We start from the raw sequence: 9,529 nt of genomic DNA, 5'->3' as shown, positions 1-9,529 counted from the left end.
CAGCGCGGCGATGGCGTCGCGCATCGGCTCGACCGCCTGCGCCGCCGGGCGGGCGCGCAGCGCCGTGACGAACTCCGGGTCGCCCAGCACCCCTCCGACGCGGGCGAGGAAGGCGCGCTGGCGGGCGCCGAGCTCGGTGAATCGCCGGTGCACCGCCTCAGGAAACTCGGGCGCGCCGAGGCCGGTGGCACCCATCGCCCGCTCGAGACCGGCGCTTTCCTTGGCCAGCGACAGGAGCTCTGCCGCCTCCATCAGCTGCGCCCCCCGGTCGACACCGGCGCCAAGTCGGATCCGGCTCGACGCCGCGAGCAGGTGGTCGATGATGCCGGTGTAATATCCCGCAAGCTCGGGCACCGTCAGCGCGAAGGCGTCGATGTCTGCGCGCTGCCCGGCAAGGCTGACAAGTCCGTCCTCGGCGGCGCCAATCTCGTCCGGGGCGATTTCGCGGATGTCGGGCGTACTGGCGGCGAAGCCTTCGAGCACGCGGTCGGTGTCGCCGCGCTGCGTCGCCAGCGCATCGGCGAAATTGCCGCCCCGGGAGGCGGTGAAGCCTGCGGAGTAGCCGCGTTCCTTCTGCAGTTCATGGACGAGATCCGAGACCTGCTGCGACTGTGCCGCAACGCTCGACACAAGGGTCGCATGGCGCGAGTGCTGGGAGAGCACGTGCACCTCTCGTCCCGCGAAGAAAAGCGCCAGCGCCAGCAGCGGGGCAATTGCGCAGAGCATCATCAGACGCAAACTCATCTCAGCCTGTCCCTTACAAGATCTCGCCTTTCGGCGCTTTTCGCGAAATCGGATGAACAGGTTCTGAATGGTAAAAATGTAAACAATCGAAAGCGCCCCGGCGCGACCGGGTCCCGTCCCCTCGGGTGTGGTGCTCGGCCCTGTGGCGTGCAACTCTGGCCGCAACAATGACGGAGGCACGGGACGATGGCAGAGCTCGAGACGCGGATCGCGCAGGGGCGTGGCGACGAGGTGGCGGACCTCGTGCTGAGGGGCGGCAAGCTGTTCGATCTGATGACCGGAGAGCTGCTGGACGGCGACGTGGCGATCTGCGGCGACACCATCGTCGGCATCCTCGACGACTACGAGGCGCGCGAGATCATCGACGTCAGCGGGCTGATCCTCGTGCCCGGCTTCATCGACACCCACCTGCACATCGAGAGCTCGCTGGTCACGCCCTTCGAGTTCGACCGCTGCGTGACCCCGCGCGGCGTCACCACGGCCATCTGCGACCCGCACGAGATCGCCAACGTCATCGGCGCCGAAGGCATCCGCTACTTTCAGGAGGCCAGCCGACACACGCTGATGGACATCCGCGTGCAGCTCAGCTCCTGCGTGCCCTCGACCCACATGGAGACCGCCGGCGCCGAGCTTCTGGCCGAGGATCTGGCGGAGCTCATGGGGCATCCGTCGGGCATCGGGCTGGCGGAGTTCATGAACTATCCCGGCGTGATCTTCCGCGATCCCGAAGCGATGAAGAAGCTGCGGCTTTTCGACGGCGACCATGTCGACGGCCACTGCCCGCTGCTCTCGGGCAAGGACCTGAATGCCTATGTGGCCGCCGGCATCCGCACCGAGCACGAGGCGACCAGTGCCGAGGAGGCGCTGGAGAAGCTTCGCAAGGGCATGCGGGTACTGATCCGCGAGGGCTCGGTCTCCAAGGACATGCTGGCGCTGCGGTCGCTGCTGACCGAGCGCACGGCGCCCTACATGTGCCTCTGTACCGACGACCGGAACCCGCTCGACATCGCCGAGCACGGCCACCTCGACTACATGATCCGCACCATGATCGCGCTCGGAACCCCGCCGCTGGCCGCCTACCGCGCCGCGTCGCTCTCGGCCGCCGAGGCCTTCGGGCTCAGGGACCGGGGCATGATCGCGCCGGGCAAGCGCGCCGACATCGTGGCAGTGGACTCACTCGAGGGCTGCCATGCGCAGCTGGTGCTGGCGGGCGGCGTAAAGGCCGGGGACGCGGCCTTTGCCGCACGCGGCACGGTGGCGCCGGTTGGACGCGCGTCGGTGAAGGCGCCCAAGCTTGCGCCGCAGCAGTTCCGCGCCACCGGCAACCGCGAGGAGACCGACGTGATCGGCATCCGCGAGGGCCAGATCCTCACCGATCACCTGCGCGAGACCATCGCCATCGAAGACGGCGACAAGCGGCCCGACACCGCGCGCGACCTCGTGCGCATCGCCGTGGCGGAGCGCCACGGCAAGAACGGAAACGTCGCCACCGGCTTCGTGAAGGGGTTCGGGCTGCAGGCCGGGGCCATCGCCTCGACCGTCTGCCACGACCACCACAACATCGCCTGCGTGGGCGTCGATTACGACGACATGGCGCTGGCAGCGAACCGGCTCTCCGAGATCGAGGGCGGCTTCGTGGTGGCGAAGGGGGGCGAGATCCTCGCCGAGCTGGCACTGCCGGTGGCGGGGCTCATGAGCCTTGCGCCCTTCGAGGAGGTGCGCGACCGGCTGGTCGAGCTGCGCGCCGCGGCGCAGTCGCTGGGGGTGACGCTGGAAGAGCCGTTCCTGCAGCTCGCCTTCCTCGCCCTGCCGGTGATCCCCTCGCTCAAGATCACCGACCGCGGCATGGTCGACGTGCTGAAGTTCGAGATCATCCCGGGCTGAGTGCCCTGCCCCAGATCCGCACCAGCGGGCCGTCGGCGCCGTGGATCGGGTCGGTCTGCGGCAGCGGCACCTGTGCGATCACCGGGGCGTCGGCGCTGGCCTGCGCGTTGGCCTGCCGGGTGATGAAAAGCTCCCGCCCCGGGGGATAGGCGCCGCAGATCCGGAAATCGCGGCTCTGCGACAGGCGGCAATGCCCGGTGCCCGCAGGCAGCACGAGGCAGTCGCCCGCCGTCACCGCAAGCTCGGCGCCCTCGGGCCCGCCGAGTTGCAGCCGCGCCTCGCCCGAGGCCACCGCCAGCGCCTCGTGCGCGTCGGGGTGGTAGTGGTGATAGTCGAACACGGTCCACGCCCACGCGCCGCCCCAGCCATTGGCTGCCATCCGCGCGATGACCTCATCCGAGGGCGCGGGCGCGAACGCGCCGCGCAGGATCACCACCGGGAGCAGCGGGTTGTTCGGCACCGTCGCCGAGGCCGCGAAATAGCGCGTCCCCACGGGACGCTCGGTCACCTCGGTCATGGTCGCGCGTCCTTCGATCATTCGCATCGGGAATAGACCAGTTCGAGCGGTCCCGCGTCCGGATCGGTCTCGCTGCGGGTGAGCGTGGCCTCGTCCTCGTCGAGCTCGAGCACAATCTGGCGCTCCCACGTCATTCCCTCTCCGCTGAAGGCGAAACTGGCGTCGAGCCGGGTCGGGCTCGCCTCCTCTATCTCCTCGAGAAGGCCGCGGGATTCATAGAAGGTAAGCGCCGCGACCGAGACCTTCATGAGGCCCTTGGCATCGTCGCGCGTTGGGTCGCAATCGTTCGGCACGAGCCCCCAGCGCCCGTACATCGCGACGGGAATCGCGGTGACGACGGGGTCCTTGGCGCCTGTGTCCTCGGGCTGGCAGAACGTTACCTGAGCCACCGCGAGCAGCGCGGCAGGAAGCACGATATCTCTGATCATGCCGAAACAACCGGCAAACGCCCCGCGGGTTCCCTGCGCTCAGAGCCGGTTCAGGAGATCCTGCGTTGGCCAGCCGTCCGCCGGCAACCCGAGCTGCGCCTGCATGTCGCGCACCGCGGCGCGGGTTCCGGCGCCGAGGATTCCGTCGATGGCACCGACGTCGTAACCGCGCCCGGCCAGCGCCGTCTGCAGCCGCTTCATCTGGTCGCCCGAGAGCCCCGGATTCGGGTTTCCCGCGTCGTAGACCGGCGCACCTTCGAGCCGGGTGGCGAAATAGGCCGCCGTGGTCACGTAGACGAAGCTCTGGTTCCACTCGAAATAGACCCGGAAGTTCGGGTAGGCCATGAAGGCCGGCCCGCCGCGCCCCTGCGGCAACAGGATCGAGGCCTCGAGCCGCCCGTCGTCCAGCGCGCCGTCGCGGGCGGCGACGCCGAGGCGCTCCCACTCAGCCACGGTCATGGTGGTCTCGAGCCCGGTGAGCGACCAGTCGAGATTCGCGGGCAGCACCACCTCCTGCAGCCACGGCTCGCCGTAGCGCCAGCCGAGCGAGGCCAGCATCTTGGCGCCCGAGAACAGCGCGTCGGGGGCCGACGTCTTGAGCAGCACGTGCCCGTCGCCGTCGCCGTCCATGCCGTTCTCGAGGATGTCCTTGGGCAGCATCTCGCCCGCCCAGGCGCCGGTGGTCCTGGACGGATCGAAATCGCCGCGCTCGTAGAGCTCGAGCGCCGCGAAGATCTGCGGGCGGAAGATCTCGGGGCGGCGGCAGTCATGGGCCAGCGTCACCAGCGCGTTCAGCGTGTTGAAATCGCCCTGGAAGGTGCCGTAGTCGGTCTCGAAGGCCCAGAACGCCAGCAGCACACCGCGCGCGATGCCGTAGTCGCTTTCGATGCGGGTGAAGACCTCGTCCCAGCGCTCGGCCAGCCCGCGGCCGCGGTCGAGACGGTCCTGGCTGATCAGCTTGCGCGAGAAGTCGATGAACGGGGTCTGGAAGATCCCCTGCCCACGGTCACGCTCCATCACGCGCTGGTCCAGCCGCACCCCGGAGAGGAAGGCATCGACCGTCGCCGCGTCGTGGCCCATCGCCACAGCCTCGTCCTTCAGCCCGGAGACGAAGGCCGAAAAATTGCCCCCGCAGGTCGCCTCCTGCGCGGCGGCGACACCGGGGAGAAGGAGGGCTATGATGAGGGGAAGGCTGCGCATCGGGACCTCGTCGCCAGTTTCGCGGCACAGTACCAGCCCGTTTCAACAGCGCAAGAAGCGGGATCCCGCCTGTGTTTGCTTTTTGTTCACTTTATTTACGAGTTCGTTAAACATTTGTTTAGAAGTCGAACGGAAAACGGTAGCAGTAGCCACGGGCATTTTCGCGGCCTCATTGGAGGCAATCATGAACGTCTTGATCGTCGAAAGCAGCAAGGATTTGGCCGCTGTCTGGCGCCGGCACCTCGAGCGGATGGGTGCCGTCGTCTACACCGCAGATACGCAGGATACCGCCACCGACCTGCTGCACGAGATCCCGTTCAGCGTCATCGTGCTCGACCTCGTGCTTGAAGAGGGCAGCGCGCTCGCGGTCGCGGATTTCGCCAGCTACCGTCAGCCCGACACGCAGGTGATCTTCGTCACCAACACCTCGTTCTTCTCGGACGGGTCGATCTTCCAGCACTGCGCCAACGCCTGCGCCTACCTGCCGAGCGCCACCTCGCCCTCGGATCTCGCCACCATGGTCGAGCACTACGCGCAGGCGGCCGAGGGCTGAGGCGCCGCTCAGGCGGCGGCCAGCCGGTCGCGCCCGTGCGTCGCCCGGAGGTCCAGATCGGGGCCTATGGGCACGATCCGGTTCGGGTTGATCATGTCGTGGCTGTAGTAATAGTGGCGCCGGATGTGATCAAAGTTCACGGTCTCGGCGACCCCTGGCCATTGGTAGAGCTCGCGGGTGTATTCCCAGATGTTGGTGTAGTCGACGATACGCCGCTTGTTGCACTTGAAGTGGCATTCGTAGACGTGGTCGAAGCGGATCAGAGTGGTGAAGAGCCGCCAGTCGGCCTCGGTGATGCGCTCGCCCATCAGGTAGCGGCGGCGCGAGAGGCGCTCCTCGATCCAGTCCAGCGTGTCGAACAGCGGCCCGACGGCGGCGTCATAGGCCTCTTGCGAGGTCGCGAAGCCGGCCTTGTAGACGCCGTTGTTCACGGTGTCGTAGATCCACTCGTTGATCGGCTCGATGGCCTCGCGCAGCGACTCCGGCCAGTAGTCGTCGGTGTTGCCGGTGATGCCGTCGAAGGCCGAGTTGAACATGCGGATGATCTCGGCGCTCTCGTTCGAGACGATGGTCTCGCGCTTTTTGTCCCAGAGCACCGGCACGGTGACCCGGCCGGACATCTTCGGATCGACCTGCAGGTAGACGTCGCGCAGGAAGGCCAGGCCCATGAGCGTGTCGCCGGTGGCGCCCTCGAAGTCGTCCTTGAAGGACCAGCCGTCGGACAGCATCTCGGGATGCACCACGCTGACGCTGATGACCTTTTCGAGCTGCTTCAGCTTGCGGAAGATCAGCGTCCGGTGGGCCCAGGGACAGGCAAGGCTGACATAGAGGTGGTGGCGGCCGGACTCGGCCTCGAAACCGCCCTCGCCGCTCGGCCCGGCGCTTCCGTCCGGCGTGATCCAGCTGCGGAACTCGGTGTTCCAGCGCTCGAAGGAGCCGTCACCCTTGTTGTAGTCCCAGCGATCTTTCCATTCGCCGTCCTTGAGGAAACCCATCGTTCTCTCCTGTGCTTTGCAGGAGAAAATAGGTGCGGAGGCGCATCCGGCAATTCCGCCCCCATGCGCAGGGTCTTCGCGGAGACGCACAGCCCCCCTGCGCCGCGCACGGGGGTTGAGGGCGAGGGCGCCTCAGCGGCGCATGTAGATCTGCCAGAGCCAGATCAGCAGGATCGCCCCCAGCACCGCGCCCACGAGCCCCGCCAGCGCACCGGTCACCGCGATGAGGAAGCGCAGCCCCAGCCCGCCGATGACGGCGCCCGCGATGCCAAGCCCCACGGTCTCGACCACGCCGAGGTTCACCCGCATGACGCGGGTTGCGAGGAAGCCGGCGGCGGCTCCGACGATGATCAGCCAGACGACGGGCATGGTCTATCTCCTCTGCCGCTGGGTCGGAGCGTCGGGGCCCGGGCGCATCAGTCCGCGCCCAGAATCGCGCCCAGCACCGTGCCGCGCGGAATGGCCATGCCGCGCAGGAAGGTCTCGGCCTCCTGCACGCCCTTGCCCGCGCGCTGCGCCCGGGTCACCTGCACCGCGCCCTCGCCGCAGGCGATGGTAAAGCCGTCGTCAAGCGCCGTGCCCGGCGCCCCCTGCCCCGCCACGACCCGCGCGCCAAGAAGCTTGATACGCTCGCCTCCCAGCGTGGTCCAGGCGCCGGGGAACGGCGCCAGCCCGCGGATCTGCCGCGAAATCTCGGTGGCCGGACGCGACCAGTCCACCGCGGCCTCGGCCTTGTCGATCTTCTGGGCGTAGGTAACGCCGTCTTCGGGCTGCACCTCCGGCGCGAGCCCGTCGAGCCGGTCGAGCGCCTCGGTGATCAGCCGCGCGCCCATGGCGCTGAGCCGGTCGTGCAGCTCGCCCGTGGTTTCTTCGGCGCCGATCTTGGTCGCCTCGCGCAGCAGCACCGGGCCGGTGTCGAGCCCCGCCTCCATCTGCATGATGCAGACGCCGGTCTCGGCATCGCCCGACAGGATCGCCCGGTGGATCGGCGCGGCCCCGCGCCAGCGCGGCAGCAGCGAGGCGTGGATGTTGAGGCAGCCGTGCTTCGGCGCATCCAGCACCGGCTGCGGCAGGATGAGCCCGTAGGCCACGACCACCGCCACGTCGGCACCGAGCGCGGCAAAGCGCTCCTGCTCCTCGGCCGAGCGCAGCCGTTCCGGGTGGCGCACCTCGAGCCCCAGCGCCTCGGCGCGGGCGTGCACCGGCGTCGGGCGGTCCTTCTTGCCACGTCCCGCAGGGCGCGGCGGCTGGCAGTAGACCGCGGCGATCTCGTGCCCGGCCGCGACCAGGGCCTCGAGCACCGGCACCGAGAAATCCGGCGTTCCCATGAAGATCACGCGCATGGCCTGCTCCTTTCGCTGTCCGCCCCCGGGATAGTGCCTCGGGGACGGATAGGGAAGCTCAGCGTTCCTTCTGGTAGGGCTCGCCGCTGGCGCGCGGCGGGATGGCCTTGCCGACGAAACCCGCGAGGATGATCACCGTGAGGATGTAGGGCAGCGCGTCCATGACCTGCACCGGAATGGTGATGCCGCCAAGGTCGATGTTCTGGAAGCGCAGCGCCACCGCCTGCAGCAGGCCGAAGAGCAGGCAGGCGAAGAGCGCGTACCATGGCCGCCACTTGGCGAAGATCAGCGCCGCGAGCGCGATGTAGCCCCGGCCCGCTGTCATCTCGCGCACGAATCCGGCCTGCAGGCCGGTGGCGAGATAGGCGCCCGCAAGGCCGCAGAGCACGCCGCAGATGACGATGGCCGCGTAGCGCAGCCCGACCACCGAGACGCCGGCGGTGTCGACCGCCTCGGGCGCCTCGCCCACCGCGCGCAGGCGCAGGCCGAAGCGGGTGCGGTAGAGCACGAACCAGCTCAGCGGCACCATCAGGAAGGCCACGTAGACGAGGATCGAGTGCCCCGAGATCAGCTCGGCGTAGATCGGCCCGATCACCGGCACGCCGGAGAGCGCCTGCGCGAACGGCAGGGTGATCGGCTCGAAACGGCCACTGCCCATCAGCGAGGGCGTTCGCCCGCCCTGCCCGAACCAGTCCTGCGCGATCAGCACCGTGAGCCCCGAGGCGAGGAAGTTGATCGCGACGCCCGAGATCAGCTGGTTGCCGCGGAAGGTGATCGAGGCGAGCCCGTGGATGCCGCTCATCAGCGTCGACGCCACGACCCCCGCGAGCAGGCCAAGCCAGACCGAGCCGGTGACCGCGGCGATGGCGGCCGAGGCGAAGGCGGCGGCCAGCATCTTGCCCTCGAGCCCGATGTCGACGATGCCCGAGCGTTCCGAGAACAGGCCCGCGAGGCAGGCCAGCAGCAGCGGCGTGGCGAGGCGCACGGTGGAATCGAGCACCTGCAGGAGGGTTGCGAAATCCATCAGCCGTTCCTCCGCCAGGTCGCCAGGAAGATGCGTTCGAGCGGCATCCGCACCATGTTGTCGAGCGCCCCGGTGAAGAGGATCACCAGCGCCTGGATCACGGTGATGAGCTCACGGGGAATGTTGGTCCAGAGCGCGAGCTCCGCGCCGCCCTGGTAGAGGAAGCCGAAGAGCAGCGCCGCGAGGAAGATGCCCACCGGGTGCGACCGGCCCATCAGCGCCACGGCGATGCCGATGAAGCCCGCGCCCTCGGTGGCGTTCATCACCAGCCGCTCGGCCTCGCCCATGGTGGTGTTGAGCGCCATCATCCCGGCAAGCCCGCCCGAGATCAGCATGGCGACGATGGTGATGCGCACCGGCGAGATGCCGGCGTATTTCGCGGCGCTCTCGGAATGACCGAAGGCGCGGATCTCGTAGCCGAGCTTGGTGCGCCAGATCAGGTACCAGAAGCCGACGCAGGCCAGCACCGCGAGGAAGAAGGTGACGTTGGCCGGCGAGCCGCGGAACAGCGGGTTGTCGGCGGTGGCGAACATCTCCTGGAATGTCGGCAGGTGGGTCGCGGCGGGGAACGTGGCGGTGGCCGGGTCCATCGCCCCCTGCGGCCGCAGCACGTTCACCAGCACGTAGTTCAGCACCGCGGCGGCGATGAAGTTGAACATGATCGTGGTGATCACGATATGGCTGCCGCGCTTTGCCTGCAGATAGGCCGGGATCAGCGCCCAGAGCGCCCCGAAGACCGCTGCCGCGGCGGTGGCCACGAGCAGCGCGATGCTCCAGTGCGGGAACGGGATGAAGAGGCAGACCAGCGCCACGCCGAGGCCGCCGATCATCGCCTGCCCCT

General features: G+C 68.5%; 11 protein-coding genes. 2 read left to right on the top strand and 9 right to left on the bottom strand.

Annotated elements, in window-relative coordinates:
* The coding region (locus HC022_RS13040; protein WP_175583563.1) for a nitrate- and nitrite sensing domain-containing protein at positions 1–744 on the bottom strand (744 nt) is incomplete at its 3' end.
* A 186-nt stretch (positions 745–930) separates the two neighbouring features.
* Between HC022_RS13040 and ade the strand changes: the two genes are divergently transcribed.
* On the top strand, positions 931–2,628 hold the full coding sequence (ade, locus tag HC022_RS13035) for an adenine deaminase (protein ID WP_167452724.1): 1,698 nt from the start codon (positions 931–933) through the stop codon (positions 2,626–2,628).
* Here ade and HC022_RS13030 read toward each other — a convergent pair.
* The 3 genes from HC022_RS13030 to HC022_RS13020 are packed head-to-tail and all read right to left on the bottom strand — an operon-like array spanning position 2,615 to position 4,773.
* Positions 2,615–3,145 (bottom strand): cupin domain-containing protein, encoded by a 531-nt coding sequence (locus HC022_RS13030; RefSeq protein WP_167452723.1) that lies wholly within the window; start codon positions 3,143–3,145, stop codon positions 2,615–2,617. The genes ade and HC022_RS13030 overlap by 14 nt on opposite strands.
* 17 nt (positions 3,146–3,162) lie before the next feature.
* Positions 3,163–3,573, bottom strand: a complete 411-nt coding sequence (locus HC022_RS13025) for a hypothetical protein (RefSeq protein ID WP_254885079.1) — start codon at positions 3,571–3,573, stop codon at positions 3,163–3,165.
* Positions 3,574–3,612: 39 nt separating this feature from the next.
* Positions 3,613–4,773: a lytic murein transglycosylase gene (locus HC022_RS13020; protein ID WP_167452722.1), complete on the bottom strand. Its 1,161-nt coding sequence runs from the start codon at positions 4,771–4,773 to the stop codon at positions 3,613–3,615.
* A gap of 184 nt (positions 4,774–4,957) precedes the next feature.
* Between HC022_RS13020 and HC022_RS13015 the strand changes: the two genes are divergently transcribed.
* Positions 4,958–5,326, top strand: a complete 369-nt coding sequence (locus HC022_RS13015) for a response regulator transcription factor (RefSeq protein ID WP_167452721.1) — start codon at positions 4,958–4,960, stop codon at positions 5,324–5,326.
* An 8-nt stretch (positions 5,327–5,334) separates the two neighbouring features.
* On the opposite strand, the gene HC022_RS13010 is transcribed toward HC022_RS13015, so the two are convergent.
* The 5 genes from HC022_RS13010 to HC022_RS12990 form a co-directional block, all read right to left on the bottom strand.
* Positions 5,335–6,321: a glutathione S-transferase family protein gene (locus HC022_RS13010; protein ID WP_167452720.1), complete on the bottom strand. Its 987-nt coding sequence runs from the start codon at positions 6,319–6,321 to the stop codon at positions 5,335–5,337.
* A 132-nt stretch (positions 6,322–6,453) separates the two neighbouring features.
* Positions 6,454–6,690 (bottom strand): GlsB/YeaQ/YmgE family stress response membrane protein, encoded by a 237-nt coding sequence (locus HC022_RS13005; protein ID WP_167452719.1) that lies wholly within the window; start codon positions 6,688–6,690, stop codon positions 6,454–6,456.
* A 47-nt stretch (positions 6,691–6,737) separates the two neighbouring features.
* Positions 6,738–7,664 (bottom strand): methionyl-tRNA formyltransferase, encoded by a 927-nt coding sequence (gene fmt / locus HC022_RS13000; protein WP_167452718.1) that lies wholly within the window; start codon positions 7,662–7,664, stop codon positions 6,738–6,740.
* 58 nt (positions 7,665–7,722) lie between these two features.
* Positions 7,723–8,688, bottom strand: a complete 966-nt coding sequence (locus HC022_RS12995) for an ABC transporter permease (RefSeq protein WP_008886037.1) — start codon at positions 8,686–8,688, stop codon at positions 7,723–7,725.
* Positions 8,688–9,529 (bottom strand): ABC transporter permease (locus tag HC022_RS12990; RefSeq protein WP_167452717.1); only part of this gene is annotated, 842 nt, incomplete at its 5' end. The genes HC022_RS12990 and HC022_RS12995, both read right to left, overlap by 1 nt.

It is taken from the genome of Salipiger sp. HF18 (assembly GCF_011806505.1).
GTDB classification, from domain to species: domain Bacteria; phylum Pseudomonadota; class Alphaproteobacteria; order Rhodobacterales; family Rhodobacteraceae; genus Salipiger; species Salipiger thiooxidans.
The sequence above is the reverse complement of the archived record's forward strand: the minus strand, read 5'-3'. Positions and strand labels throughout refer to the sequence as shown.